Genomic DNA, 26,096 nt, shown 5'->3' on the forward strand with positions numbered 1-26,096 from the left:
ACATGCTGCGCGGCTGTTTAGGCGTCCAGCGCGTTTTTGAAGTCGTCCAGCAAATCGGCCTCATCCTCGATGCCGACGGAGACGCGGATCAGCGACTCGGCGATGCCCATGCTGGCGCGCCGCTCGGCACCCATCTCATAGAAAATCGTGTGGGCGACGGGAATGACGAGGGTGCGCGTGTCGCCGAGATTGCTCGCTGGAATGGCAAGATTGAGACGATTGAGGAAATCGAAGCAGTCGATGCCGTCCTTTAATTCAAAGCTGAACAGCGAGCCATAGCTGCGGAACAAGTCCGTCGCCAGCGCGTGCTGCGGGTGCGACGCCAGGCCCGGGTAATGCACGGCCGCCACTCTCGGGTCGGCGGCCAGCATGGTGGCCAGCGCCAGGGCGTTCGAACAGGTGCGGTCCATGCGCAAGGCCATGGTTTCCGCGCCGACGGCGATATGGTGCGCCGCTTCCGGCCCCAGGGAGGCGCCAAAGTCGCGCAAGGCCTTGGCGCGGATTTGCGCGATGCCCCACTGCGCGGGCGCCGCCTTCTTGTAATTCTCGAAGATGTTCGGATACTGCGCCCAGTCGAACACGCCCGTATCCGTCAAGCTGCCGCCCAGCGCATTGCCGTGGCCGCCGATGGATTTCGTCAAGGCATTGACCACCAGGCCCGCGCCCACGGCTTTGGGACGGAACAAGTATGGCGTCGTCATCGTATTGTCGACGATGTACAGGATGCCCTTCTCGCGGCACAAGTCACCGATCTTCTTCAGGTCGGCGATCTGCGTGCGCGGATTCGCAATAGTTTCCACGAAAACAATCCGCGTGGCCGGCGTGATGGCGGCAGCCACATTGGCCACGTCGGTGGCGTCAACGAACGACACGGCGATGCCCTGCCCCGTCACCGTTTGCCACAGGCTGTTGGTATTGCCAAACAAAAAGGCCGACGATACGACATGGTCGCCCGCGCGCAGCAAGGATTGCACCACGGCACCGATGGCGCCCATGCCGGTGGCGAAGCACAGGGTCGCCACGCCGTCTTCCATCTTGTTGACCTTGTCTTCCAGCGCGGAAACGGTCGGGTTGCCCTGGCGGCCATAGCGAAAACCCGGTTCCTTGCCCTGGAACACGGAAGCGAGCTGGCGCGCATCGGCGTAACCAAAGGCAACGGAAGTGTGCACGGGCTTGTGCAGGGAGCCATGTTCGATGCCCTTGCGGCGATCGTTATGCAGGATGGTGGTGGTAAAGCCGTAGTTTTTTTTATCGTTCATGATCGCGGAGAAAAAAATGCCCGGCATCGGCCGGGCAGCTTACTTATGCTTCTGTTGTCGCCAGGTTCAGGTTCAGCTGGGAACGCGGCGTATCTTCGGGCGCTGCCGCCTTCGGATGGTGACGCGCATATTCCAGGCGGTCCAGGTATTCCTGCGACACGTCGCCCGTCACGTACACGCCATCGAAGCACGAAGCCTCGAAGTTGGTCAGGGCCGGGTTGACGTCGGCGATAGCCTGTTTCAGCGCGCCGATATCCTGGTACACGAGGTAATCGGCCGTGATTTCACGGCACACTTCTTCCGTCGTGCGGCCGTAGGCGATCAGTTCGTCGCGCGTCGGCATGTCGATGCCATACACGTTCGGGTAGATCACCGGCGGCGCGGCCGAAGCGAAGATGACCTTCGTCGCGCCCGCTTCACGCGCCATCTGCACGATTTCACGGCTGGTGGTGCCGCGCACGATGGAATCGTCGACCAGCAGCACCACTTTATCCTTGAATTCGGACGGAATCGCGTTGAGCTTCTGGCGCACGGATTTCTTGCGCGCCGCCTGGCCCGGCATGATGAAGGTGCGGCCGATGTAGCGGTTCTTGATGAAGCCTTCGCGGTACTCGATGTTCAGCGCCATGGCCAGCTGGATGGCGGCCGGACGCGAGGAATCGGGAATCGGCATGACCACGTCGATATGTACGCCAGGCAATTCAGCGCGGATCTTTTCGGCCAGGTACTCGCCCATTTTCAGGCGCGTGGCGTACACGGAGGCGCCGTCGATGACGGAATCGGGACGGGCCAGGTAGACGAATTCGAATACGCACGGGTTCAGGCTGGCATTGTCGGCGCACTGGGCGCTGTGCAATTGCTTGTCAGCATCGATGAAGACGGCTTCGCCGGGACCGATATCGCGCACGAAACGGAAGCCCATGCCTTCCAGGGCCACGGATTCGGAAGCGATCAGGTATTCGGGACCCTGCTCCGTTTCATTGATGCCCAGGCACAGCGGACGGATGCCATGCGGGTCGCGGAAGGCCAGCAAGCCCACGCCGGCGATCTGCGCCACGGCAGCGTAGCCGCCCTTGACGCGGCGGTTCAGCACGGTGACGGCCTTGAAGATGGCTTCCGGGTCCAGATTCAGGCCCGTCGTCGCTTCCTGGATTTCATGCGCCAGCACGTTGAGCAGCACTTCCGAATCGGAATCGGTATTGATGTGGCGGCGGTCGTTCTTGAACATTTCCAGCTTCAACTGTTCCCAGTTGGTCAGGTTGCCATTGTGCGCCAGGGTGATGCCGAACGGCGCATTCACATAGAACGGCTGTGCTTCCTCTTCGCTCGACGAACCGGCCGTCGGGTAGCGGCAATGGCCGATGCCCGTCGTACCTTGCAGCGAACGCATGTTGCGCGTACGGAAGACGTCACGCACGAGGCCATTGGCCTTGTGCATGGAAAACATACTGCTGTGATTGGTCGCAATCCCTGCCGCGTCCTGACCGCGATGTTGCAGGAGCAACAATGCATCATAGAGCAATTGATTGACAGGTTGATGGGAAACGACGCCGACGATGCCACACATGGTGTGCTCCTAAACTGTGCTACTGATTTTAAAAAAATTCAAAATTTCACATGCTGCGCGTAAGCGGCAGGCAGATAAGGCTTGATGGCGCGCGCGCCCTGCTCCGCGAGCGGGCTGAGCTGCGCGTTTTTCCAGAATGGCTGCTGCGGTATGGACGTCATGCCACACAAGATGACGGCGGTCAGCACGATCACAAGGCCCCGCGCCACGCCGAACAGGCTGCCCAGGGCGCGGTCGGCCAGGCTCAGGCCCGTCACCTTGACCAGCGCGTCGACCGTCATGGACAGCAATCCCATCAAAATACGCACACCGATGAACAGCACCACGAAAGCCAGCAACAAACGGATGGCTTCGCCCGGCACGGCTTCCGGCAGGAATTTCGCCAGGGTGGCGCCATAGGCATTGGCAATGACAAAAGCCACGACCCAGCTGACCAATGACAGTATTTCCTTGACCAGGCCGCGCATCATGCTGATCAGCACGGACGTCACCAGCACAAACAGCACCAGGTAATCGAAAATCGTCACGCCCGTTCAGCCTTGCAACATCACGCCGGTACCAGGCTGCCGCCCAGGCCCAGCTTTTGCAGCTTGGCGCGGGTCTTTTCGGCGTCTTCGCGGCTGCCGAACGGTCCCACGCGCACGCGGATGCGTTCGCCCGCCGGGCTCGAGACTTTCTGCGTGTACGACTTGATGCCCGCTTCGCGCAGCTTGTCCTGCAATTCGTCGACCTTGTCCTGCGTCGCCAGCGCCGCCACCTGCACCACGAACTTGCCGCTGCCGGCGTCGTGCGCCTTGTCCTGCACCTTCTCTTGCGGCTTGTCCTGCGGCTTGCCTTCCAGGATGGCCAGCGCGCGCGCGGCATCGTCGGCCGATTGCGCCGGCTTGGCAGGCTTCGGCTCGGGCTTGGCTTCCGGTTTTACTTCATGCTTGGGCTCAGGCTTGGACTCGTGTTTCGGCTCGGCCTTGGGTTCCGGCTTGGTTTCGTGCTTCGGTTCCGGTTTTGGCTCCACCTTGACCGGCTTGGGCTCGGGTTTCGGTTCCACGTAGGCTGGCTTGACCGGCGCAGGCTGGACGGCGGCCAGCACGGGTGCCGGTGCAGGCGTCGGCTTGGCCGCAGGCGGCAGCGGCGCGTCGACGATCTCCTCGGACTGGTCCAGGCCATTCGATGCGGCCCGGACCGGAACGGCCGGCACGGGCGCCGGTGCAGGCGCTACGGCCTTTTCCTTCGACGGAATATCGATGGCGATATCGTTGAACGGCGCCTTCGGCTCGGAGTCGAGCAGCATCGGCAAGCCGACAGCTACGCCCAGGGCCAGGGCAATGGCCCCGACCAGGCGGCGGCGTGCGCGCTTTTTTTCAGGCAAGACCGGATCCGGCGCTTCCTTGCCGCCACGGCGCGATCCGCCGCCACCGGAGGTGTTGGCGGCGCGTTTGCGGGTCGGCGACTGTGCTTCGCCAGGGACATAAAAGCCGCTGTCTTCGCCAGAGGATTCTTGCTTGTTTTTAAACAGTTTCGAGAACAAGCCCATGCGTGATTTTCAGTCGAGTGCGTTTCAGTGAAGTGAGGATTTTCGGGCCTTCATCACGCCGGCAACGGTGAGGAAAGAACCAAAGACCACAATTCTATCATTCTCACCGGCCCGGCTCATTGCATTTGCAAAAGCTTGTGCCGGATCATCGAAAATAGATACAGTATGCTCGCTGCTGTCGGGCTTATCTTCCAGCATGATCTGCACCTTGGCGGCCAGCTCGGACGCCGTGGCCGCGCGCGGCGAAGGCAAGCCCGTCAGGCACCAGTGGTCGACGTGTTCGCTCATCGCGGCCAATACGCCATCGATATCCTTGTCCAGCATGGAGCCGAACACGGCATAGGTGTACGGGTGGAAACCCATATTGCCCAGGTTCTGGTTCAGCGCCGACGCCGCGTGAGGGTTATGCGCTACATCAAGGATCACGCTGGGGCGGCCAGGCAAGACCTGGAAGCGGCCCGGCAGCTCCACCGTCACGAGGCCCGTGCGCACTTCCTGCGCGCCCACGGGCAGTTTCAGCTTCAGCACTTCCAGCGCGGCCAGCACGGCCGTCGCGTTGAGAATCTGGTTGGCGCCGCGCAAGCTTGGATACGCGAGCGAATTGCGGCGCTGCTCGCGCCCGCCGTAGTTCCACTGCTGCTTGTCGCCCGAATAATTGAAATCGCGGCCCATCAGCCACAGGTCGGCGCCGATGGCTTCCGCATGGTCGATCAAGGATTGCGGCGGCACGGGGTCGCTGCAGATGGCCGCCTTGCCCGGGCGGAAGATGCCCGCCTTTTCAAAGCCGATCGCTTCGCGCGTGTCGCCCAGGTAATCCGTGTGGTCGATATCGACGCTGGTGACGATGGCCACGTCCGCATCGATCACGTTGACGGCGTCGAGGCGCCCGCCCAGGCCCACTTCCAGGATGGCCACGTCCAGCTTGGCCTGCGACAGCAGGTGCAGGATGGCCAGCGTGGTGAATTCGAAATACGTGAGCGGCGTGTCGCCCCGCACGGCTTCGACGGCGTTGAAGCTGGCGACGATCTGTTCGTCGCTGGCCATCTCGCCCAGCACGCGGGCACGCTCGTTAAAATCGAGAAAGTGCGGCTTGATGTACAGCCCCACTTTGTAGCCGGCACGCAACAGCACGGATTCCAGCATGGCGCAGGTGGAACCCTTGCCATTCGTGCCCGCCACCATGATCACGGGGCAAGTAAACGCCAGCTGCATGCGCGCCTTGACGGCTTGCACGCGGTCCAGGCCCATATTGATCTGGGTTTCCGAATGGCGGGTTTCCAGCATGGCGAGCCAGTCCGGCAAGGTGGTGGGGAGCTTGAGCATGGGAGACTTCTTGATGAGGAGACAGTGCGCGAGGCGCGGAGATGGTGTGGCGTGGCAACCGGGCGTGTCCTGCGGACGCCGCCCGGCCTGTTACGTTGGCGCTACGCCAAGACTTCGACGGCCTGGTTTTGCAACAAGGCCAGCAGACGGGCGATTTCTTCGCGCATCTTGCGGCGGTCGACGATCATGTCGACGGCGCCCTTGGTGACGAGAAACTCGGCGCGCTGGAAGCCTTCCGGCAGTTTTTCGCGCACGGTGTTTTCAATCACGCGGGGGCCGGCAAAGCCGATCAGCGCTTTCGGTTCAGCAATGACCACGTCGCCCATGAAGGCGAACGAGGCGGACACGCCGCCCATGGTCGGGTCGGTCAGCACGCTGATGAATGGCAATTTCTTTTCCGACAGCTTGGTCAGCATGGCCGTGGTTTTCGCCATCTGCATCAGGGACAGCAAGCCTTCCTGCATGCGCGCGCCACCGGTGGCGGTGATGCAAATGAACGGCACCTTCTGTTCCAGCGCGATTTGCGCGCCGCGCACGAAGCGCTCGCCCACGACGGAGCCCATGGAGCCGCCCATGAATTCGAATTCGAAGCACGCCACGACCACTGGCAGGCTCATGATGGCGCCGCCCATGACGACCATCGCATCCGTCTCGCCCGTCGCTTCCATGGCGGATTTCAGGCGGTCCGGATATTTCTTGCTGTCCTTGAACTTCAGGGTATCGACAGGCAGGATTTCCTGGCCGATTTCATAGCGGCCGCCCGCGTCGAGCAGGCTGTCGAGGCGTTCACGCGCGCGGATGCGCATGTGGTGATCGCATTTCGGGCACACGTGCAAATTCGATTCCAGGTCCGTACGGTACAGCACGGCTTCGCACGACGGGCACTTGACCCACAGGCCTTCCGGCATGGTCTTGCGCGCGGCAGCATCAGAACGCTGTATGCGCGGTGGCAGCAGTTTTTCCAACCAACTCATATTTTCTCCTTGGGCCCTTGTAGGGGTAGCGTCGGTGGACGCCCCCGGCAGACGGTAAACGGCGACGCCCCGCAGGGCGCCACCAAAAATTTTATCTATTGCACAATAACAGGCAAATCAGTGGCCGAAGTGTAGCCGTTTATCGCCGGGCTGTCGAACTTTGCCGCCAACGCATATTGCGTAAACGGCAAGCTTGCTCAGGCGTCCAGTGCGGCGCGGATGCCTGCCGTAAAGCTGCGCACGGCGTCGACGGCGCCGCCTTCCGGGGCATTTTCAATCTCCTGGATGATGCGGCTGCCGATCACGACGGCATCGGCGACCTTGGCAACGGCCTTGGCCGTGGCCCCATCGCGGATGCCGAAGCCCACGCCGATAGGCAATTTTACATGCTGGCGGATGGCCGCGAGGCGCTCTGCCACCTGTTCCGTATCAATGTTGCCGGCACCCGTGACGCCTTTCAGCGACACATAATAGCTGAAGCCGCCGCCAACCTTGGCCACTTGCGCGATGCGCTCTTCGGTCGAGGTGGGCGCCAGGAGAAAGATCAGGTCGAGGCCCGCTGCGCGCATGGCGGCCGCGAATTCCTCGCACTCTTCCGGCGGATAGTCGACGACGATGGCGCCATCGGCGCCGGCCGCTTGCGCTGCATCAATAAATGCGGCGCTGCCGATGCGTTCGATGGGATTCGCATAGCCCATCAGCACCACGGGCGTCGTCTGGTTCGTTTCGCGGAATTGGCGCACATAGCCGAACACGTCGTGGATGCCGACGTTGAATTTCAAGGCCCGCTCGCAGGCGCGCTGGATGACGGGGCCTTCGGCCATGGGGTCGGAAAACGGCACGCCCAGTTCAAGCACGTCGGCGCCGCCCTCGACGAGCGCGTGCATCAGGGGCACGGTGGCGTCGGGACCGGGATCGCCAGCGGTAATGAAAGTGACCAGGGCGGTCTTGTTGTTGGATTTTAAGTTGGCAAAGGTGGCGGAGATACGGGACATGGCGAGCTTTCGTGTTATCGGTGAGAGATGTCGGATGGCGCGCTATGCGCTCATCCGACCTGCGCGGGATCTTTCAGCTGTTTAGCTGAAATTGAGTCCCATGCGTTCCGCCACGGTATGCATGTCCTTGTCGCCGCGGCCCGACAGGTTGGCCAATACAATTTTATCTTTCGGCAAGGTGGCCGCCAGCTTGGCCGCGTAGGCCAGCGCGTGCGACGATTCCAGGGCCGGGATGATGCCTTCGATATGGCAGCAATCGTGGAACGCCTGCAGCGCCTCTTCATCCGTGATCGACACGTACTGCGCGCGGCCCGAGTCTTTCAGCCACGCATGTTCCGGGCCTACGCCGGGATAGTCGAGGCCGGCCGAGACGGAATGCGTCTCGATGATCTGGCCGTTTTCATCCTGCAGCAGGTAGGTGCGGTTGCCGTGCAGCACGCCCGGGAAACCGGCCGTCAGCGAGGCCGAGTGCTTGCCCGTGTCCAGGCCTTCGCCGGCCGCTTCCACGCCGATCAGTTTCACGTCTTTCTGGTCGATATACGGGTAAAAGATGCCCATGGCGTTCGAACCGCCGCCGATGCAGGCCAGCACGTAGTCGGGCTGGCGGCCCGTCATTTCCGGCATTTGCACCAGGCATTCCTCGCCGATCACGGACTGGAAGTCGCGCACCATCATCGGATACGGATGGGGGCCGGCCACGGTGCCGATGATATAAAAGGTGTTTTCGATATTCGTGACCCAGTCGCGCATGGCTTCGTTCAGCGCATCCTTGAGGGTCTTGGAGCCGGATTCGACGGGCACGACGGTGGCACCCAGCAATTTCATGCGGTACACGTTCTGCGCCTGGCGCTTGACGTCTTCGCTGCCCATGTAGACCACGCATTCGAGGCCGAAGCGGGCGCAGATGGTGGCCGTGGCCACGCCGTGCTGGCCGGCGCCCGTCTCGGCGATGATGCGCGGCTTGCCCATGCGCTTAGCCAGCAGGGCCTGGCCGATGACGTTATTGATCTTGTGCGCGCCCGTGTGGTTCAAGTCTTCGCGTTTGAAATAGATTTGCGCGCCGCCGGCCAGTTCGGACCAGCGCTTGGCGTGGTAGATCGGCGATGGGCGTCCCACGAAATGCTTGAGCTCGTAGCGGAATTCTTCCAGGAATTCCGGATCGACGCTGTAGCGGGCATACGCTTCCTTCAGTTCGGCCAGCGCATGCGTGAGCGTTTCGGCAACGAAGGAACCGCCGTACGGGCCGAAGTGGCCGCGCAGGTCGGGAAACGGGTAATCGGTGGCGTGGAACAATGCGGCGGCTGCGCCGGGCGCGGTGGTGTGGTCATTCATGGTTGTTTCCTCTGGCAATGATGGCATCGGCATCCTGCACCGCGGCGATGAACGCGCGGACACGGGACGCGTCCTTGATGCCCTTGGACGCTTCGACACCACTGCTGATGTCGACGGCGTAAGGGCGCACGCGCACCACTGCGTCAGTCGCGTTTTGTACGCTCAAGCCACCACTTAAAACGACCCGAGGCGCGAGTTCTTTTGGAATGAGGGACCAATCAAATACCTTTCCTGCGCCACCGTAGGCATCCACATAGGTATCGAGCAAGAGACTCGAAAACAAGGGACTGGCGGCGCGATAGCGCTGTTCGTATTCTAGCAAATCTTCAAAGGAGGTGTCGGGTTTGACGCGGAACACTTGCGTAAACGGCGTATTCACGGCGCCAGCCAGCGCGGCGCTGTGTTCGGGCGTCTCGTCGCCATGAAATTGCAGCAGAGACAATGGCGCCACGGCCTTTGTTGCCTGCACTTCTTCCAGCGTGGCATTGACGAACAGGCCCACCGTCGTCACGTACGGCGGCATGGCGGCGATCAGGCTGGCCGCCTGCTGCGGCGTGACGTAACGGGGGCTTTTCGGATAAAACACGAAGCCGATGGCGTCGGCGCCCGCCGCCACGACGGCCTGGATGTCTTCAGCGCGGGTCAGGCCGCAGATCTTGATGCGTGTGCGAGGCATGGCTATCCTTTATTGATGCAGATCAAAACCAGGGCAAGGCGCTGCTGCTGTCTTGCGGCAAGGCCCATTTCGGATCGTAATCGATCTGCGCCAGGTACAAGCCGTCCGGCATGAACGTGGGCGCAGCGGCATGACGATCCTTGCTTTCAAGCAAGTGCCCGAGCCAGTCCGGTTTTTCGCGTCCCGTGCCGATGTAGACGAGCGAACCGACCAGGTTGCGCACCATGTGGTGCAGGAAGGCATTGGCCGTAATCGTAAAAATCACGCAATCGCCGCGCCGCTCGATGCGGATATCATGCATCAGCTTGACAGGCGACTTGGCCTGGCATTGCGCGGCACGGAAGGCCGTGAAATCGTGCCAGCCCAGCAGCGGCTGCACAGCCTGGCGCATCAGTTCCACGTCCAGCGGACGGAAAAAGAAACCGGCACGGCCTTCCACCAGCGGCGAACGGGTAGCGTTGTTGTACAACACATAATGATAGGTACGCGCGCGCGCGCTGAAACGGGCGTGGAAGAAGTCATTGACCGTCGGATCGCCTTCGAGTTCCTTGGCCCAGCGCACGGCGATGGATTTCGGCAGGAAGGTGTTGACGCCGCGCACCCACGAGTGCACATCGCGGTTCAAGTCCGTATCGAAATGCACGACTTGCTCGAGCGCATGCACGCCCGTATCCGTGCGGCCGGCGCAGGTGGTAGCCAGGCGCACACGGGCAAACTGTTCCAGCGCGTTTTCCAGCTGGTCCTGTACCGTCTGCCCGTCTTCCTGCTTCTGGTATCCGTGCCAGGCCGTGCCGTCGTACTGCAGGCCGAGGACGATACGCTTCAATGGCGTTGCTGTCGTAATATTTTGCATCGAAGCATTATACCGGCGCAAAGGCGGCCCCGCCTTCCGGCCACACAAGCGCCTGAGACGGCGTTCAGGGCAAGGCGCGCGGTCGAAGACAGTACGAATAGTACGGCGAGACCGTGCAACGCAGCCATGGACGTCGTATCAGGTGCTTAGCTCAGCAAAGCTCTCATGGTATTCGCTTTCTTCACCTGCTCTTCGCTGCCACCCTTGATGACCTCATCGATCAGCTCGCGCGCGCCTTCCTTGTCGCCGATTTCCTGGTAAGCGATCGCCAGGTCCAGCTTGGTATCCATTTCCATGTGGATGGCCGACAACGGGTCGTCCACGCCCACGCTGGCCGTCTTGCCATCGTTGAGGTCCAGGTCGATGCCGGACAGGTCGAATTCCTGCGCCGGCGGTATGGCTTCCGGCAAGGTGGCGGGCGTTTGCGCATCGTCAAACAGGCTGTCGATGGAAGGCTCGGCCGCCACCACCGGCGCGGCAGCGGGCGCGACAGGCTCGTCGAGGTCGAAATGGGCCAGGTCGACATCCTTCAACGGATCAGGCAACGGCGTCAAGCCGGCGCCCACGCCGTTCACGGGACCGGCTGGCGGCTCCAGGTCCAGGCCGAAATCCATGCTGGCGTCATAGTGCACATAGTGCGCATCCTGCGCGGCAGAAACAGGCTTGCTGTCCGGCCCCGGCATGACGATCGGGTCGCTGGTGGAAACGGGCTCGAAATCGAGGCTGTCGAGGTCAAAATCGAGCGGATCGCGCGCATCGCGGGCCGCCACGGAAGACACCGGTTCGGCCGGCGCCAGGTCAGCCAGCGGCGCAGGAGTAGACAAATCGTCCGGCAAGTCCATGCTCTGGCCATGCAAGTCGTCGCCGGCAGCCTTGCTCAGGCTGACAACGGCGTCGTCTTCCGTATCGCCATACAGGGGATTGGAAGGGTCGAGCGCCAGGCCCAAGGCAGCGGCCTGCGGCCACTCTTCGCCCTGGCCACGCGTCAGGCTGTACAGCTCGCTGGCCTGGTCTTCAAACGCGCGCACGTCGTTGCGGGCCGAATAGATTTCCAGCAACTTCAAGCGGGCCGCATGGCGCTCGGGGTGGATGCGCAAGGCTTCCTTGAGGATATCTTCCGCCTGGCCATCGCGGCCGTAGGCGATATACACGTCCGCTTCGGCGACGGGATCCGTTTCATTCGCGTCGAGCATGCTGGCGCCCGCTGCGGCGGCCACGCCGGCAGCGGCGGCGCCCGTGCCGAACAGGTGGTTGCTCGCTTCGGACTGCTGGTCTTCCGGCGCCAGGCCGGCCGGCGGCGCCACTGGCGCTTCCGGCTCGAACACGGGGGCGATATCTTCGGCGGGCGGCGGCGTCTCCTTGCGGCGGCGCGCGATCACCAGCGCGGCCACGGCGGCCAGCAGCGCGGCCAGGCCGATGCCGATAGCGCCCAGGTGGTCGCTGATCTTGTCGGCGAAGGTCGGTTCCAGCGGCGATGGCTTTTTCACCAGCGGCACCGGTTTTGCCTTCGGTACGGGCGGCTGGGCTTCGGCAGGTGCGCTGGCAACGGCGCTTGCCGCTGCGCTGGCAGCGGCCTCGGCCGGCTTGGCGGGCGCCGGGGCGCTCTTGTCGGCCATGGCCTTGCTCTTGACCGCCATCAACTTTTCCAGGTCGCTGACGTTCTTTTCCAGTTCCTTGACGCGGGCGGCCGCTTCATCGACCTGCTTCGCCTTGGCGATCTTGTCTTCTTCGCTGGCAACGGCGCTCTTGCCGGCCGACTTGGCCGCCGGCTCCGCCTTCGACAGTTTCAGCTTGTCTTGCGACTCGCTCACGGCCGTCGGTTTTTCCTGCACCTTGGTCGGGCCGATCTTGCCGGCCGTGCTTTGCGTCGCCTGCGCGGCCTTGGCCGGCTTGCTTTGCGACACCTGGCCAGCCAGCTTGTTGCGGTAGGCGTCGAAATCGATGGCGTGCGCCGTCACGATGCCCTTCGCTTCGGCCGCGCCGGTGGCGCGCACGGTGTCCGCACCCGGCACGGCCAGGATGCGCCCGGCCTGCATGCGGTTCATGTTCTCGCCCTTGAAGGCATCGGGATTGGCGCGGTACAGGGCGACGAGCATCATGTCGAGCGACACGCCCGATGGCTTCAGTTCGCTGGCGATGCGGCTCAGGGTGTCGCCCGCCTTGACCTTGTATTCGCCTGCCGCCTTTTTCGCGGCTGGTGGCGCAGAATCAGCAGCGGCAGCGGCCGGCTTGGCCTTGCCAGGCTCGACTGGCGCCGTCACTTGCGCGCCGCGCGTCTGGCGCGCTTCGGGCGTGTCGAGCACGAACGCATATTCGCGCACCTGGCGGCCGCTCTTGCTGCTCAGCTCCAGCAGCAGGTCGACCATGGGTTCGGCCACCGGTTGCGCCGAGCTGATGCGGATGAAGGACTTGCCGTTGCGGTTTTCCACGGCAAACGTCAAGGCGTTCAGGGCGGGATTGAATTCCACGTTGGCCTGGCGGTAGGCGTCCGGCGGCGCCAGCTTGGCCAGCAGGCTCGAAGCCTCGCCTGGCTTGACGGCCGATAATTCGACCTCGGCGCGCAGCGGCTGGCCGGCGGCGGACAGCACCGTGATCTTGCCCAGCTCGGCTGCGGATACCGCCGGTGACAATAACACCGCACAGGCGACAGCGCTGCTGAGTGTTTTAATGGCAAGGGAGGCGACCCGGGGACGAGTGTGTACAGGCATAGTTGGCGGCATCTTAGTTGACATGGGAAAACTGTTACTTTTCCAGAGGTATCAACATATCATCATGCCCAGAGCTATGCAAGCTCCGCATGGTTGAGCCTTGACGGGCTCAGGACGAAAAAAAAGCCGGGAAAACAGCCCCGGCTTGATCTGGATCAGCAATTAATTGCCGTTATGCGTCCAACAAAATACGCAGCATGCGGCGCAGCGGCTCGGCCGCACCCCACAGCAATTGGTCGCCCACGGTGAACGCGGACAGGTATTCGCCGCCCATGCTCATCTTGCGCACGCGGCCGACGGGAATCGTCAGGCTGCCCGTGACGGCTGCCGGCGACAGATCGCGCACGGACGCTTCGCGCGTGTTCGGCACGAATTTCACCCATTGGTTGTTGCTGGCGATGATGTCGTTGATTTCATCGAGCGGCACGTCTTTTTTCAGCTTGATGGTCAAGGCTTGCGAATGGCAGCGCATGGCGCCGATGCGCACGCACAGGCCGTCGACCGGGATTTCCTTCGTGCCGAAATCGATGCCGCGGCCCAGGATCTTGTTGGTTTCCGCGCCGGCCTTCCACTCTTCCTTCGACTGGCCGTTGCCCAGGTCCTTGTCGATCCACGGGATCAGGTTGCCGGCCAGCGGCGCGCCGAATTGCTTGATTTCATCTGGGGAGTAGCCGTGCTGGGTGGCCAGCACCTGGCGGTCGATTTCCAGGATGGCGGAAGCGGGGTTGTCCAGCAGCGCCTTGACGGAACCGTTGATGGTGCCGAATTGCGTCAGCAGTTCGCGCATGTGCTGCGCGCCGCCGCCCGATGCCGCCTGGTACGTCATCGACGTCATCCAGTCGATCAGGTCGTGCTGGAACAGGCCGCCCAGGCCCATCATCATGCAGGACACGGTGCAATTGCCGCCGATATAGTTCTTGACGCCCTTGCCCAGCGCATCCTTGATGACGTGCAGGTTGACGGGGTCGAGCACGATGACGGCGTCTTTTTCCATGCGCAAGGTCGAGGCCGCATCGATCCAGTAGCCGTTCCAGCCCGCCGCGCGCAGCTGCGGGAAGACGGCGCTCGTGTAGTCGCCGCCCTGGCAGGAAATGATGATGTCGCACTTGGACAGTTCGGCGATGTTGTTGGCATCCTTGAGGATGGTTTCATTCTTCGCCATGGCCGGCGCCGCGCCGCCCGTGTTCGAAGTGGTGAAAAACACCGGTTCGATGTGGGCGAAATCGCCCTCTTCCTGCATGCGCTGCATCAGGACCGAACCGACCATACCGCGCCAACCTACCAAGCCAACTAATTTCATTACCATTCCTCAAGATGAGACGGCGACTGCCGTCATTAGACTATTTTATCCCAGTGCTTTTACAACTGCATCACCCATGGCCTCGGTACCGACCAAAGTCGTGCCCGTTTCATGGATGTCGGCCGTGCGCAAGCCCTGCGCCAGCACCTGCTTCACGGCCGTTTCGATGCGGTTTGCCTGCTCTTCACGATTCAGCGAATAACGCAACATCATGGCGGCCGACAAGATCGTCGCCAGCGGATTGGCGATGCCCTTGCCCGCGATATCGGGCGCCGAACCGTGCGATGGCTCGTACAGGCCCTTGTTGTTGGCGTCCAGCGAGGCCGACGGCAGCATGCCGATCGAACCCGTCAGCATGGCGGCCGCGTCCGACAAGATGTCGCCGAACATGTTGCCGGTCACCATGACGTCGAATTTCTTCGGCGCCCGCACCAGCTGCATGGCCGCGTTATCGACATACATATGATCGAGCGCAACATCCGGGTATTCCTTGTGCACGTCGATGACGATGTCTTTCCAGAACTGGAACGTTTCCAGCACGTTCGCCTTGTCCACGCTGGTGAGGCGCTTGTCGCGCTTTTGCGCGGCCTGGAAGGCCACGTGGGCGATGCGGCGGATTTCGCCTTCCGCATAGCGCATGGTGTCGTAACCTTCGCGCTGGCCCTTGAACGGACCGTCCGGGCACTCGCGCACGCCGCGGGGTTGCCCGAAATAAATGTCGCCCGTCAATTCGCGGATGATCAAAATGTCCAGGCCGGACACCACTTCCGGCTTCAGGGTCGAGGCACCCGCCAGTTCCGGATACAAAATGGCCGGACGCAGGTTGGCGAACAGGCCCAGGTTCTTGCGCAGGCCCAGGATCGCCTGTTCCGGGCGGAACTGGCGCTCCAGATTGTCGTACTGGTAGTCGCCCACGGCGCCGAACAGCACGGCATCGGCCGCCTTGGCCAGGGCCAGCGTGCCTTCCGGCAAGGGGTGGCCATGGGCCGCATAGCCGGCGCCGCCCACGGGCGCGCTTTCCAGCTCGAACGATTCGCCCAGCACATTCAAGACCTTGACGGCTTGCGCGACGATTTCAGGACCGATGCCGTCGCCGGGTAAGATTGCAATTTTCATATTTTTATCGATTAGATGACGTTGGCGAGCCAAGGCTGATTGTTCAAATGACGCTCTTCGAAGGCGCGGATATCGTCCGCGTGGCGCAGGGTCAGGCCGATATCGTCGAGCCCATTCATCAGGCAATATTTGCGGAAGGCATCGATCTCGAACGGGTACGACACGGAACCATTGCTGGTGCGCACGCATTGCTGCTCCAGGTCCACCACCAGCTTGAAGCCGGGGAAGGCCTTGACTTCATTGAACAGGTGCTCGACCTGGCTTTCCGACAGCACGATGGGCAGCAAGCCGTTCTTGTAGCAATTATTGAAGAAGATGTCGGCAAACGAGGGCGCGATGATGGCGCGGAAGCCATATTGATCGAGCGCCCACGGCGCGTGTTCGCGCGAGGAACCGCAGCCGAAATTCTTGCGCGTGAGCAAGATCGAGGCGCCCTGGTAGCGCGGCTCGTTGAGCACGAACTCCGGGTTCAGCGGGCGGCGGCTGTTGTCCTGGCCCGGTTCGCCATGGTCGAGGTAGCGCCATTCGTCGAACAGGTTGGGGCCGAAACCGCTGCGGTGGATCGATTTCAGGAATTGCTTCGGGATAATCGCGTCGGTGTCGACGTTGGCGCGGTCCAGCGGGGCGACCAGGCCTTCGTAAATCGTAAATTTATCCATGCTGTTTCTACTCGGTAAGACGCGCGGCGCAGGGCGCCGGCACGTCGCGGTTTATTTTCCGCCGGCGCCAGTGACAACCTGGCCGACTTTCTGCACATCGCGGCCGATGCCGGAGACGGTGTTGCAGCCAGACAAGATGACGGTGGCGATGAGGAGGGCGAAGAGTTTTTTCATGATGATTTCTTGATAGTAAGTAAGGGACTGGGAACGCTAGTGTAAACCAGCGGCACCAGTCCCTGCCGTCATCGCAAGCCCCGCACGTCGACAAAGTGGCCGGCGATACCTGCCGCGGCCGCCATCGCGGGCGACACCAGGTGGGTACGCCCGCCCTGCCCTTGCCGGCCTTCGAAGTTGCGGTTCGACGTGGACGCGCAGCGTTCGCCCGGTTCCAGGCGGTCCGCATTCATGGCCAGGCACATGGAGCAGCCCGGCTCGCGCCACTCGAAACCGGCATCCTTGAAGATGCGGTCGAGTCCCTCGCGCTCCGCCTGATCCTTGACCAGGCCGGAACCGGGCACCACCAGCGCCAGCGAGACGTTCGAGGCGCGGTACTTGCCGCGCACCACGGCCGCTGCCGCGCGCAAATCCTCGATGCGCGAATTGGTGCAGGAACCGATGAAGACCTTGTCGATGCGGATATCTTCGATGGCCGTGTTCGGCTTGAGGTTCATGTAGACGAGCGCCTTTTCCATCGCATCGCGCTTGACGCTGTCTTTTTCCTGGTCGGGGTCCGGCACGCGGCCATCGACGCCGATCACCATCTCGGGCGACGTGCCCCAGGTCACTTGCGGCACGATGTCTTGCGCGTTCAGGGTGACGACGAGGTCGAAGCGGGCGCCCGGGTCCGAATGCAGGGTGCGCCAGTAGGCCACGGCGCGTTCCCAGTGCGGGCCGGCCGGCGAAAACGGACGGCCCTTGACGTAATTGATGGTGGTGTCGTCCACGCCGATGATGCCGGCGCGCGCGCCCGCCTCGATGGCCATGTTGCACACCGTCATGCGGCCTTCCATCGACAGGGCACGGATGGCCGAACCGCCGAACTCGATACAGTAGCCCGTGCCGCCGGCCGTGCCGATCTTGCCGATGATGGCCAGCACGATATCTTTCGCCGTCACGCCGGCCGGCAAGGCGCCGTCGACCTGCACCAGCATGGATTTGGATTTCTTTTGCAACAAGGTCTGCGTGGCCAGCACGTGTTCCACTTCGGACGTGCCGATGCCGTGCGCCAGCGCGCCGAACGCGCCGTGCGTGGACGTGTGCGAATCGCCGCAGACGACCGTCATGCCGGGCAAGGTCGCGCCCTGCTCGGGGCCGATCACATGCACGATACCCTGACGCTTGTCGTTCATGTTGAAGTAGGTCAAGCCATAGTGCCGGGCGTTCTTGTCCAGGGTTTCCACCTGCAGGCGCGAGACCGGGTCGGCAATGCCGTCGACCCGGCTGGTGGTGGGCACGTTATGGTCGGCCACGGCCAGGTTGGCGGAAATGCGCCACGGCTGGCGGCCCGCCACGCTGAGGCCATCGAAGGCTTGCGGGCTGGTGACTTCGTGCAGCAGGTGCCGGTCGATGTACAGAATTGTCGTGCCATCATCTTCGGCCCGAACAACGTGGGATTCCCAAAGTTTGTCGTAAAGCGTCTTCATCATGATTTATGCAGCGTTGCCACAGCCTGTTTAAGTGATCAAGTGATACCAAGTCATACGGTGATCCACAAGGATTATGCCATATATCGGGGAATACAGAACCGAAACAGGCAAAAGCGTGGGATTGGCGATACAAAGTTCGGCCACATTGTTGGATATGAGCTGGAAATTGCCGATATCGGCATATTGGCGGCATGCCGACCCCATCCGCAGGCGGGCTGCCGAACGAGCCACGGCGCCACCCGAAATGGATATTTTTTCCTCAATCTTTCGTGTATTGTATTTCAACAATAATGACCGGCGCACACGCGCCGGCCCACCTGGAGACCTCGATGAAACTGAACTTGTTGGCACTGGCCGCCCTCACCCTGGCCGCCAGCCATGCGGCGGCTACTACGCCGGGAGACACCTGCGTGCAGGACTTGCGCGCCATAGCACCCTTCCTGCTGGAAAACGACACGGGCGCGCGCCAGCACCTGGAGCAAAAGGGCCAGGCATATTTCGACCTGGCGCTGGCCACGGCCACCACGGCGGCGGCCGGCGCGGCCGACGGCAAGGCCTGCGATGCAATCCTGGAAAACTATGCACGCATGTGGCGCAAGGGCCACCTGCATATCAAGCCAGGCAGCGCGCTCGACATCGCCAAACCGGCGCCGGCACGGCCGGCCGCGCCAGGACAGGCAGCGCTAACGAAGGAGCCGGCGCTGCAGATATTGTCGGACTCGACCGTGCTCCTGACCTTGCCCAGCTTTCACGGCAGCTACCGCGCCGCCGTGGCCAAGCTGCTCGACACGCACCGCACGGCGCTGGCGGCCCGTCCCAACTGGATCCTCGACGTGCGCCGCAACGGCGGCGGCAGCGACAGCACGTATGCGCCGCTGTTGTCCTGGATCAGTTCGGACGAAATAGTCACGATGGGCGCCGAATGGCTGTCCACGCCGGCCAATATCGACGGCCAGGAAAAAGTCTGCGCGCTGCTGGCGCCCGGCGACCAGGCGTGCGCCGCCTTTGCGACCCAGGCCGTGACGCAGATGCGCACCGTCAAGCCGGGCCAATACGCGCCGCAGCAAAGCAGCGGCACCGTCAGCTATACGCGCGTGGAAACGCCGGAGCCACGCCGGCCGGCGCGCGTGGCGGTGCTGGTCGACCGCGACTGCGCCAGTTCCTGCGAAGAATTTCTGCTGGCGGCGCGGCAAAGTTTTCATGTGAAATTGATCGGACGCAACAGTTACGGCGCGCTCGATTATTCGAACATGCGCCTGCACATCCTGCCGTCGGGCCAGCGCCACCTGCAATACGCTACCTCCCGCTCTGCCCGCTTGCCGCAGCTGCAGGTGGACCTGGGCGGCATCATGCCCGACATCTATTTGCCGCCGCCGAAGGACGAGGCGGGCCGCGCCCAGGAAATCGTGCGCGTGCAGCGCTGGCTGGAAGGCGGAACTTTGCGCCCGGACAACATTTTACGCCGCTGGCACCATCAAAAAAGCCCGCTACACATAGCGGGCTTTTTAATGAATAAAGCAATACTTACGACGCCTGACAAAACCGTCGCGAGCGGAAGGGAGAGGTGGCTAAGAAGCGCAACCGTACTCTGGTACGGTGAGCATCGCAGGCCGCCTATGCCGACGCGCAGCAGGTTTGGTCAGGTGTCCTCAGGCCGCCAGACGCACGCTGCTGCGGCAACCGTCCATCAGGAACGACAGGCCGACGACCAGCACCAGCTCGCCTTCGGCCGAGCGGGCCGTGCCCGTGATGCCTTCCACGGTGATGGCCGTCATCGGCTTGATCACGAGGTCGGCCGTGCCATCGACGGCTTCCACGGCGAGAATGTACGGCTGTGGCGCAGCGACAACAATGCCGACGCGCTCGCTGCACGATTCGTAGCCCAGCGAACCGGCCAGCGACCGCACGGGCAATGGACGGCCCTGGTCTTTCAGCACGGGCGCGCCGCCCACTTCCATGAAGGTTTCCGGCAATTCGACGACGCGCTGCACCACGGCCATCGGCAGCGCCAGCGCGGCGCCCGAGGTCGACACGAGCATGGTCGGCACGATCGACAGTTCGATCGGCAGGCGGATGGCAAATTTCGTGCCCTTGCCCAGCGCCGATTCGATGTGGATGGCGCCGCGGTTTTTCTCCACGGCCGTTTTCACCACGTCCATGCCCACGCCGCGCCCGGAGACGCTGGAGGCGACTTCCTTGGTCGAGAAGCCCGGCAGGAACACCAGCTGGAAGCATTCATCGTTGCTCAACTGCGCGTTTTCGCTGATCAAGCCCTTTTGCTGGGCCTTGCTGCGCAGGAAAGCCGGGTCCATGCCCTTGCCGTCATCCTGCAGCACGATCATGACACTGTTGGCTTCCTGCCATGCCTTCAGTGAAATATACGATTTGGCGGGCTTGCCCGCAGCCAGGCGCGCTTCCGGCGATTCGACGCCGTGGTCGAGCGAGTTGCGCAGCATGTGCACGAGCGGATCGTACAGGCTGTCGACCACCACGCGGTCGACTTCCGTCTCCGCGCCTTCGATGGTCAGTTCGACATCCTTGCCCAGGTCCTTGGCCAGTTCGCGCACCAGGCGCGGGAATTTCTGGAACAGGCGGCCGACGGGCTGCATGCGCGTGGCCAGGGTGGCCCGCTGCAGTTCCGTCGAGTAACGCGAAGCGCGTTCCAGGGTTTCCGCCAGGGTCGCCATCAAGGTGGCGGCCTGGCCTTCGAATTTGAATTGCAGCAAGCGCTCGAGCAGCACGGCAGCCTGGTTGGCGGCCTGCACGGATTCGCCGGCCACTTCCAGCAATGCGTCGAGCTTGACGGCGTCGACGCGGATGCTGTCTTCCTTGACGGGCGCGGCATGGCGCACTTCCGGACGCTCTTCGCGGCGTTCGGCGCCATCCCAGGCCTTGGCGGCCGGTTTGGCGGCGGCAGCAGCGGCAGGCGCGGCGGCCACGACGGCAGGCGCAGCGGCGACGACGGACACCGGTGCGGCAGCGACGCGGCTGCCCTCGGGCACGACGGCGTTATACATGCCTTCCCAGTCCAGGCCATCGGCGCTGGCAGTGGTCACGACAGCGGCAGGCGCGGCCGCAAGCACTTCAGCGACCTCGGCAACAGGCGCGGCCGCTTCCGCCACCACGGCGGCGGCAGGCGCAGGCGCGTCCATGCCCTTGCCTTCGATGGCGTTCGTCAGGATGTGTTCCAGCTCTTCCGGCATGGCCGGCAAGCTTTCCGGCGCGGCGCCATTTGCCAGCTCCGTCAGCTGGTCGGCCACGAAACCGGACGCTTGCAGCGCCGCCTCGATGGCGATCGGCGTCACGGGCGCGGCGCCCGTGCGCAAGGCGTCGAACAGGTTTTCCGTCAGGTGGCAGGCCGCCACCAGCGCAGGCAGGCCCATGAAACCGGCGCCACCCTTGATGGTGTGGAAGGAACGAAACACGGCATTCAGTGTTTCCTTGTTGTCAGGATCACGCTCGAGGCGCAATAAGTGCTCTTCAACATTAACCGCAAGATCCATCGCCTCAACGACGAAATCCTTGAGCATATCGTCCATTAGAATCCCAAATCCGCAAGAAGGTCGTCTACATTATCCTGGTCCAGCGCCACCGACGGCACGGACGGGCCCTGCATCAGCGGCACCGGCTTTTGCGCCAGTTTTTCGCGCACCTCGGCCGGCGCGTTGTCGCGCAGCAGCTGAGCCAGCTCGTTTTCCACCGTCTTGGTGATGTTGACCACTTTTTTGATCAGCTGGCCCGTGATGTCCTGGAAGTCCTGGGCCATCATGATTTCCAGCAAGCGGGCTTTTTCCGCTTCCGTCGCTTCGGCAACGGCTTGCGCGAACTGGCGCGAATCGCCGGCCAGGGCCTTGAATTCTTCCAGGCTCAGCTTGCCGTCAAACAGCGCCGTCCAGCGGCCGTCCATGTCCTTGGCTTTCTTCGACAGCACGTCCTGCGCCGGCATGCCCTCGTCGAGCGTGTTCAAGACCTTGTTGGCGGCCTGTTCCGTCAGGGTGGCGACATATTCCAGGCGGTCCTGGGCGTCGACGATCTGCGACGACGCTTCCGTCAACGCCTTGTCGTAGCCCAGTTCGCGCAGCGAATCGTGCAGCAGGCGCACGATGCCGCCCAGGCGCTCGAACATCGGCTTGTCGGACTGGTCGACCGGGTCGGCCGCTTCGCCAGGCGCGTCGGCGCCGGCCACGGGGGCCGCTTCCGCTGCGGCTGGCGCGGCAGCCACCGGCGCCGCTGCGGCTGCCGGTACGGCGACGCTGGCCGACACGGAGTCGAACAGCGCATCAAAATCGTCATCCGCGATCACGGCGGGAGCGGGCGCGGCGGCAGGTGCCGGCGTGGCTGCGGCCGCGCTTTGCGCGGATACTTCATCGAATAATGCATCGAAATCATCAGCGGCGTTGGTCATATCCCTGCTTCTCCATAATTTGTCAAAATTCCGCCTGAACTGTGCGTTTTACAGACTGATACCCACAATTTCTCGATTAAGATGATTTGAGGCAATACCGCTGCGATGGTGCGAGTGTAGCAGGGCGCCGCCCTGTTGGTAAATCTCAAAACGCGCTTCCTGGTGCAAAGCGGGTCCGCAAGAGCTTTTCCGCCAGGAAATAAGTGTTCCTGCTGTTGTATTTTGAAATACTACCATTGGCGTGCGTGCAAGACCACGCGCGACACAAGAAATCCTGCTCTCAAGCGCCTGTACAACGGCGCCAGGCGGACCCTGCCGCAGCTAAACACGATCTTTCTGCCAATGTTGTCTATACTGAAGGTGCAGTAGTATTGATAATTATCAAGTCTTTACATGAATACAATGCTGCCGCGACGTCTACAATGAGAGGCGTTGCGCGCGCTGAGTCACTGCCAAAGGACCTGCCATGTATAAGAAAATTCTGATCGCCACGGACGGCTCCACCGTCTCCAACTTGACGGCCTGTGCCGGCGTTGCCTTTGCCGAACAAATGCACGCCGACATCCTTGCCGTGTATGTGGCGCCCGAGTACCAGTACCCGGTGTACATCGAAATCATTCCGCCGAGCTATCCCAGCGAAGAGGAATACCGCGTCGCCATGCGCAAGGCGGGCGCCGACCACTGGCAACCCGTGCTCGACGCGGCTGCCAAGCGGGGCTTGCAAGCGACGGGATTGACGGCCTTTTCCGACAGTCCCGCCCTGAAAATCGTGGAAGTGGCGCAATTGCAGCAATGCGACCTGATTTTCATGGGTTCGCATGGCCGCAGCGGCTGGGGTCAGCTGCTGCTGGGCAGCGTGACCAACAAGGTGCTGTCGCACTCGAAATTGCCCGTGCTGGTGCATAGGCTGATCAAGGAACCCCCGACAAAATAAGGGGTCACATGGCCACGGGGGCCGTCGCACCGGCACATCGCAAGAAAAGGCACAGTGCGGCCGCTTCGGTTAAAATGACAACATTTCTCGTTTCTCAACATTTGATTGTCCGGTGACGGACAGAGCAGATTACACGCCACCAGATTGCCCGCCTATGATACGTATTGTGATTGCCGACGACCACACCATCATGCGTGAAGGATTGAAGCGCATCCTTGACGGCGCGCCGGATATCGACATCGTGGGTGAAGCCATCGACGGTTTTGAAGTACTCAACCATGTGCGCCAGGGCGGCTTCGACCTGTTGCTGCTCGACCTGTCGATGCCGGGCCGCAGCGGCGTCGACCTGATCCGGCAAATCCGCAGCGAGGCGCCCAAGCTGTCCATCCTGATCCTCACCATGCACGAGGAAGAGCAGTATGCGGTGCGCGCCATCCGCGCCGGCGCGCAAGGCTATCTGACCAAGGAAAGCGCGGGCACCCAGCTCGTGGGCGCCATCCACAAGGTGGCGTCGGGACGTCCCTACATCAGCGCCGAGGTGGCGGAGCAGCTCGTGCTCAACATCATGATGCCGAATGAAAGCTTGCTGCATAAACAGTTGTCGGACCGCGAATTCGAAGTCTTTTCCCTGCTGGTGGCAGGCAAGTCGATCACGGAAATTGCCAACAACCTGCATCTGAGCGTCAAGACAGTGAGTACGCACAAGACGCGCATCATGCAAAAGATGGGCATGAGTTCGCTGTCTGAAATGGTCCAGTATGCCGTGGCGCACCGCCTGCTCTCCCCCTTCAAGACCTGAATACGGCGGCGCGCGCCCGCGCGTCGACTGTAGGAACAATCCTACTTCATCTACCACAGCTCCTACTGCCATATTCAGCCACTGCTGATATTAATTGCATACGCTTGTTGGCATACTGAAACCAGTAATCAAGTTGCTGGAAAGTTATTTCATCACACAGCAAGTCTTCAGCGAATTGAGCATTACCTGCCCGAACGCGCGCCGCCGGCCCACGCCTGCCCGCCGTCCCGTGCACCCCGTCATTCAACTCTGAACTACCTGTCACCAGGAGATGAACATGCTGTCCACGCAAATGCCCGACACCCGCGCCGCCTCACCATCGCTGGCCCCCTCCGCTCCGATGGAAGCGGGACGCCAGCGCCAGGGCCGGCTCTGGTCGAACCTGAAGGAGGTGTGCGACCTGCTGCATATCTCCAGCGCCTGCACCATCGCCGCCGACGAACTGCTGTTCCAGCACGTGCAATTCAAGACGGGCCAGCGCGTGCATACGATCGGCCAGCCGTTCGACACCCTGTACATCGTCAATTCGGGCTTCCTGAAAACCGTGCTCATCGATGAATTCGGCAATGAGCAGGTGCTCAGCTTTCCCATGAAGGGCGACATGCTGGGCGTCGACGGCATCCACTCGCGCCACTATTCCTCGGAAGCGGTGGCCCTGTCCGACTGCGACCTGATCCTGCTGCCGTTCAAGAAACTCACGGCGCTGGGCCGTGTCCACTTGGAACTGGAAAATGTCATGTACGGCGTGATGAGCCGCGAACTGGTGCGCGAGCAAGCCATGATCGGCATGCTGGGCGCCCTCAGCGCTGAAGCCCGCGTGGCGCGCTTCCTCGTCTCGCTGGCCGACCGCTTTGCGCAGATGGGCTACTCGAGCAAGCTGTTCAACCTGCGCATGACGCGCCATGAAATCGGCAGCTACCTGGGCCTGACCCTGGAAACGGTCAGCCGCACCCTTTCCGCCTTCAATGAAATCGGCCTGATCACGGTTGACCAACGCACCATCGGCATCAAGGATCCGGACGCCCTGAAAACCCTGCGCCGCCTGCCGCCTTCGCGCTCGCGCGCCAAGCAGCTGGCCGCCGCCAAGCTCAAGGCCGATACCACCGCGGCCGCCAGCGCCTCGGTGCAATTGCTGGCCACCATCTAGCCTCATCCCGATTTCCTCAAGCTTGGCACAGGCTTGACCCGGCCAAGGCGCACTGCCTTGCCGGGTCTTTTTTGCTGCCGCCCCCTTCCGCGCCGCGCCAGCGGCCGCCTTTGCGCAGCACTCGCTCCCACACTGCCATCCCACCGTAAAAAAGCGCGGATTCCGCACAAATAAGCCTTGCTTTTCGGGCCACATTCAACAATAATGCAAATACGAATCATTCTCAACTGAGACAAAGAAAGCCCAACATGCAAAGCTCAAAACCAGCCTTGATCCAGGATGCCGCTACCGCCCACGTCCGTCCTCCCGTCAGCATGGCCCAGCCGGCGCGCCGCATCACCAGCGAAGCGCTGCTGCAGCAGGGCCGCGAAGTGGAGATTGAGCACAGCGGCAAGATCTATCGCTTGCGCGTCACCCAATTGAACAAGCTGATCCTGACTGCCTGAAGCAGCACGGCAGCCAGTCACCACACTCGCCAGCCAGTCGCGCCCCGTGCGCGCAGCCAGCCAAACCACCGCACAGGAGTGTTTGATGGCGAACGACCGACCTTCCCCGATGTTTCCTCCCCCGCAAGGCCAACAGCCCGAATTGCTGCTGTCGGCCGTGCTGCACCTGATGTCGCACTACCATGCGGGCAGTCCCTGCGAGAAACTGGCGGGTGTCATCGAACGCCATCTGCAAGTGCTGTCAAACTCGCCCGGCCTGGGCCCCGTGCTGCAAGCGACCTGCCAGCAACTGTCGCAGCAATGGGCTGCCCTCGTGGCGCTGCACCGGCCCGCACCGCCCAGGACCAGCTGGCTTGAGCGCCTGGCGCGCATGCTGAGCGCCAAGCGCCCCGCCTCGCCCCTGCCGCAATAATTTCTTTTCCATCC

At 62.4% G+C, this 26,096-nt stretch carries 23 protein-coding genes and 1 pseudogene; 6 read left to right on the forward strand and 18 right to left on the reverse strand.

Going from position 1 to position 26,096, the window contains the following annotated elements; translation table 11 throughout:
* Positions 1-17: 17 nt before the first annotated feature.
* From O0881_RS09360 to leuC, 16 genes are all read right to left on the reverse strand, one after another.
* Positions 18-1,259 carry a cystathionine gamma-synthase family protein gene (locus tag O0881_RS09360; RefSeq protein ID WP_289911028.1) on the reverse strand — a complete coding sequence of 414 codons (1,242 nt, stop codon included), beginning with the start codon at positions 1,257-1,259 and terminating at the stop codon, positions 18-20.
* 43 nt (positions 1,260-1,302) lie between these two features.
* On the reverse strand, positions 1,303-2,826 hold the full coding sequence (gene purF, locus O0881_RS09365; protein WP_034783451.1) for an amidophosphoribosyltransferase: 1,524 nt from the start codon (positions 2,824-2,826) through the stop codon (positions 1,303-1,305).
* Positions 2,827-2,864: 38 nt separating this feature from the next.
* Positions 2,865-3,353, reverse strand: coding sequence for a CvpA family protein (locus O0881_RS09370; protein WP_289911029.1), 489 nt, complete (start codon positions 3,351-3,353; stop codon positions 2,865-2,867).
* A gap of 20 nt (positions 3,354-3,373) precedes the next feature.
* Positions 3,374-4,357 carry an SPOR domain-containing protein gene (locus tag O0881_RS09375; protein ID WP_289898562.1) on the reverse strand — a complete coding sequence of 328 codons (984 nt, stop codon included), beginning with the start codon at positions 4,355-4,357 and terminating at the stop codon, positions 3,374-3,376.
* Between the two features lie 24 nt (positions 4,358-4,381).
* On the reverse strand, positions 4,382-5,680 hold the full coding sequence (gene folC, locus O0881_RS09380; RefSeq protein WP_289904076.1) for a bifunctional tetrahydrofolate synthase/dihydrofolate synthase: 1,299 nt from the start codon (positions 5,678-5,680) through the stop codon (positions 4,382-4,384).
* 101 nt (positions 5,681-5,781) lie between these two features.
* Positions 5,782-6,654: an acetyl-CoA carboxylase, carboxyltransferase subunit beta gene (gene accD / locus O0881_RS09385; RefSeq protein ID WP_010400390.1), complete on the reverse strand. Its 873-nt coding sequence runs from the start codon at positions 6,652-6,654 to the stop codon at positions 5,782-5,784.
* Positions 6,655-6,851: 197 nt separating this feature from the next.
* Positions 6,852-7,649, reverse strand: a complete 798-nt coding sequence (gene trpA / locus O0881_RS09390; RefSeq protein ID WP_251350432.1) for a tryptophan synthase subunit alpha — start codon at positions 7,647-7,649, stop codon at positions 6,852-6,854.
* A gap of 81 nt (positions 7,650-7,730) precedes the next feature.
* A complete protein-coding gene (gene trpB, locus O0881_RS09395; RefSeq protein ID WP_289898564.1) occupies positions 7,731-8,981 on the reverse strand; it encodes a tryptophan synthase subunit beta in 1,251 nt (416 codons plus the stop codon).
* On the reverse strand, positions 8,974-9,657 hold the full coding sequence (locus O0881_RS09400; protein ID WP_099666996.1) for a phosphoribosylanthranilate isomerase: 684 nt from the start codon (positions 9,655-9,657) through the stop codon (positions 8,974-8,976). The genes trpB and O0881_RS09400 overlap by 8 nt, the downstream gene beginning before the upstream one ends.
* 22 nt (positions 9,658-9,679) lie before the next feature.
* Entirely contained in the window at positions 9,680-10,483 is an 804-nt protein-coding gene (truA, locus tag O0881_RS09405) for a tRNA pseudouridine(38-40) synthase TruA (protein ID WP_289911030.1), read from the reverse strand.
* A gap of 173 nt (positions 10,484-10,656) precedes the next feature.
* The gene (locus O0881_RS09410) at positions 10,657-13,146 is read right to left on the reverse strand and encodes a FimV/HubP family polar landmark protein (protein WP_289911031.1); all 2,490 of its coding nucleotides are present in this window, start codon (positions 13,144-13,146) and stop codon (positions 10,657-10,659) included.
* Positions 13,147-13,390: 244 nt separating this feature from the next.
* The gene (gene asd, locus O0881_RS09415; RefSeq protein ID WP_071653756.1) at positions 13,391-14,518 is read right to left on the reverse strand and encodes an aspartate-semialdehyde dehydrogenase; all 1,128 of its coding nucleotides are present in this window, start codon (positions 14,516-14,518) and stop codon (positions 13,391-13,393) included.
* A 45-nt stretch (positions 14,519-14,563) separates the two neighbouring features.
* The gene (gene leuB, locus O0881_RS09420) at positions 14,564-15,634 is read right to left on the reverse strand and encodes a 3-isopropylmalate dehydrogenase (RefSeq protein ID WP_289911032.1); all 1,071 of its coding nucleotides are present in this window, start codon (positions 15,632-15,634) and stop codon (positions 14,564-14,566) included.
* 11 nt (positions 15,635-15,645) lie between these two features.
* Positions 15,646-16,293: a 3-isopropylmalate dehydratase small subunit gene (gene leuD / locus O0881_RS09425; RefSeq protein ID WP_251350427.1), complete on the reverse strand. Its 648-nt coding sequence runs from the start codon at positions 16,291-16,293 to the stop codon at positions 15,646-15,648.
* Positions 16,294-16,344: 51 nt separating this feature from the next.
* A complete protein-coding gene (locus tag O0881_RS09430) occupies positions 16,345-16,467 on the reverse strand; it encodes an entericidin A/B family lipoprotein (RefSeq protein ID WP_010400408.1) in 123 nt (40 codons plus the stop codon).
* A 68-nt stretch (positions 16,468-16,535) separates the two neighbouring features.
* On the reverse strand, positions 16,536-17,939 hold the full coding sequence (leuC, locus tag O0881_RS09435; protein WP_289904070.1) for a 3-isopropylmalate dehydratase large subunit: 1,404 nt from the start codon (positions 17,937-17,939) through the stop codon (positions 16,536-16,538).
* A gap of 587 nt (positions 17,940-18,526) precedes the next feature.
* Between leuC and O0881_RS29230 the strand changes: the two are divergent.
* Positions 18,527-19,240, forward strand: a pseudogene (locus O0881_RS29230) (S41 family peptidase); the annotation flags it as partial.
* A 348-nt stretch (positions 19,241-19,588) separates the two neighbouring features.
* On the opposite strand, the gene O0881_RS09445 reads toward O0881_RS29230, so the two are convergent.
* Together O0881_RS09445 and O0881_RS09450 are read right to left on the reverse strand one after the other, a co-directional pair.
* On the reverse strand, positions 19,589-21,478 hold the full coding sequence (locus O0881_RS09445) for a chemotaxis protein CheA (RefSeq protein WP_289911034.1): 1,890 nt from the start codon (positions 21,476-21,478) through the stop codon (positions 19,589-19,591).
* Entirely contained in the window at positions 21,478-22,344 is an 867-nt protein-coding gene (locus O0881_RS09450) for a protein phosphatase CheZ (protein ID WP_289911035.1), read from the reverse strand. The genes O0881_RS09445 and O0881_RS09450 overlap by 1 nt, the downstream gene beginning before the upstream one ends.
* Positions 22,345-22,810: 466 nt before the next feature.
* On the opposite strand from O0881_RS09450, the gene O0881_RS09455 reads away from it, so the two are divergent.
* From O0881_RS09455 to O0881_RS09475, 5 genes are all read left to right on the forward strand, one after another.
* Positions 22,811-23,278, forward strand: coding sequence for a universal stress protein (locus O0881_RS09455; protein WP_099666987.1), 468 nt, complete (start codon positions 22,811-22,813; stop codon positions 23,276-23,278).
* Positions 23,279-23,432: 154 nt separating this feature from the next.
* On the forward strand, positions 23,433-24,077 hold the full coding sequence (locus O0881_RS09460) for a response regulator transcription factor (protein ID WP_034783426.1): 645 nt from the start codon (positions 23,433-23,435) through the stop codon (positions 24,075-24,077).
* Positions 24,078-24,417: 340 nt separating this feature from the next.
* Entirely contained in the window at positions 24,418-25,224 is an 807-nt protein-coding gene (locus O0881_RS09465; protein WP_289911480.1) for a helix-turn-helix domain-containing protein, read from the forward strand.
* A gap of 248 nt (positions 25,225-25,472) precedes the next feature.
* Positions 25,473-25,670, forward strand: coding sequence for a hemin uptake protein HemP (locus O0881_RS09470; RefSeq protein WP_034750559.1), 198 nt, complete (start codon positions 25,473-25,475; stop codon positions 25,668-25,670).
* Positions 25,671-25,755: 85 nt separating this feature from the next.
* Complete coding sequence (locus O0881_RS09475) at positions 25,756-26,082, forward strand: hypothetical protein (RefSeq protein ID WP_251350423.1); 327 nt, start codon at positions 25,756-25,758, stop codon at positions 26,080-26,082.
* Positions 26,083-26,096 lie beyond the last annotated feature (14 nt).

This window comes from Janthinobacterium sp. SUN100, from assembly GCF_030397705.1.
GTDB lineage: Bacteria > Pseudomonadota > Gammaproteobacteria > Burkholderiales > Burkholderiaceae_D > Janthinobacterium > Janthinobacterium kumbetense.

Bases quoted from the DNA above. Each gene is read 5' to 3' on its own strand.
- O0881_RS09360 (WP_289911028.1), bottom strand. From the start codon at position 1,259: ATGAACGATAAAAAAAACTACGGCTTTACCACCACCATCCTGCATAAC.
- purF (WP_034783451.1), bottom strand. From the start codon at position 2,826: ATGTGTGGCATCGTCGGCGTCGTTTCCCATCAACCTGTCAATCAATTG.
- O0881_RS09375 (WP_289898562.1), bottom strand. From the start codon at position 4,357: ATGGGCTTGTTCTCGAAACTGTTTAAAAACAAGCAAGAATCCTCTGGC.
- folC (WP_289904076.1), bottom strand. From the start codon at position 5,680: ATGCTCAAGCTCCCCACCACCTTGCCGGACTGGCTCGCCATGCTGGAA.
- accD (WP_010400390.1), bottom strand. From the start codon at position 6,654: ATGAGTTGGTTGGAAAAACTGCTGCCACCGCGCATACAGCGTTCTGAT.
- trpA (WP_251350432.1), bottom strand. From the start codon at position 7,649: ATGTCCCGTATCTCCGCCACCTTTGCCAACTTAAAATCCAACAACAAG.
- trpB (WP_289898564.1), bottom strand. From the start codon at position 8,981: ATGAATGACCACACCACCGCGCCCGGCGCAGCCGCCGCATTGTTCCAC.
- O0881_RS09400 (WP_099666996.1), bottom strand. From the start codon at position 9,657: ATGCCTCGCACACGCATCAAGATCTGCGGCCTGACCCGCGCTGAAGAC.
- asd (WP_071653756.1), bottom strand. From the start codon at position 14,518: ATGAAATTAGTTGGCTTGGTAGGTTGGCGCGGTATGGTCGGTTCGGTC.
- leuB (WP_289911032.1), bottom strand. From the start codon at position 15,634: ATGAAAATTGCAATCTTACCCGGCGACGGCATCGGTCCTGAAATCGTC.
- leuD (WP_251350427.1), bottom strand. From the start codon at position 16,293: ATGGATAAATTTACGATTTACGAAGGCCTGGTCGCCCCGCTGGACCGC.
- O0881_RS09430 (WP_010400408.1), bottom strand. From the start codon at position 16,467: ATGAAAAAACTCTTCGCCCTCCTCATCGCCACCGTCATCTTGTCTGGC.
- leuC (WP_289904070.1), bottom strand. From the start codon at position 17,939: ATGATGAAGACGCTTTACGACAAACTTTGGGAATCCCACGTTGTTCGG.
- O0881_RS09445 (WP_289911034.1), bottom strand. From the start codon at position 21,478: ATGGACGATATGCTCAAGGATTTCGTCGTTGAGGCGATGGATCTTGCG.
- O0881_RS09450 (WP_289911035.1), bottom strand. From the start codon at position 22,344: ATGACCAACGCCGCTGATGATTTCGATGCATTATTCGATGAAGTATCC.
- O0881_RS09455 (WP_099666987.1), top strand. From the start codon at position 22,811: ATGTATAAGAAAATTCTGATCGCCACGGACGGCTCCACCGTCTCCAAC.
- O0881_RS09460 (WP_034783426.1), top strand. From the start codon at position 23,433: ATGATACGTATTGTGATTGCCGACGACCACACCATCATGCGTGAAGGA.
- O0881_RS09465 (WP_289911480.1), top strand. From the start codon at position 24,418: ATGGAAGCGGGACGCCAGCGCCAGGGCCGGCTCTGGTCGAACCTGAAG.
- O0881_RS09470 (WP_034750559.1), top strand. From the start codon at position 25,473: ATGCAAAGCTCAAAACCAGCCTTGATCCAGGATGCCGCTACCGCCCAC.
- O0881_RS09475 (WP_251350423.1), top strand. From the start codon at position 25,756: ATGGCGAACGACCGACCTTCCCCGATGTTTCCTCCCCCGCAAGGCCAA.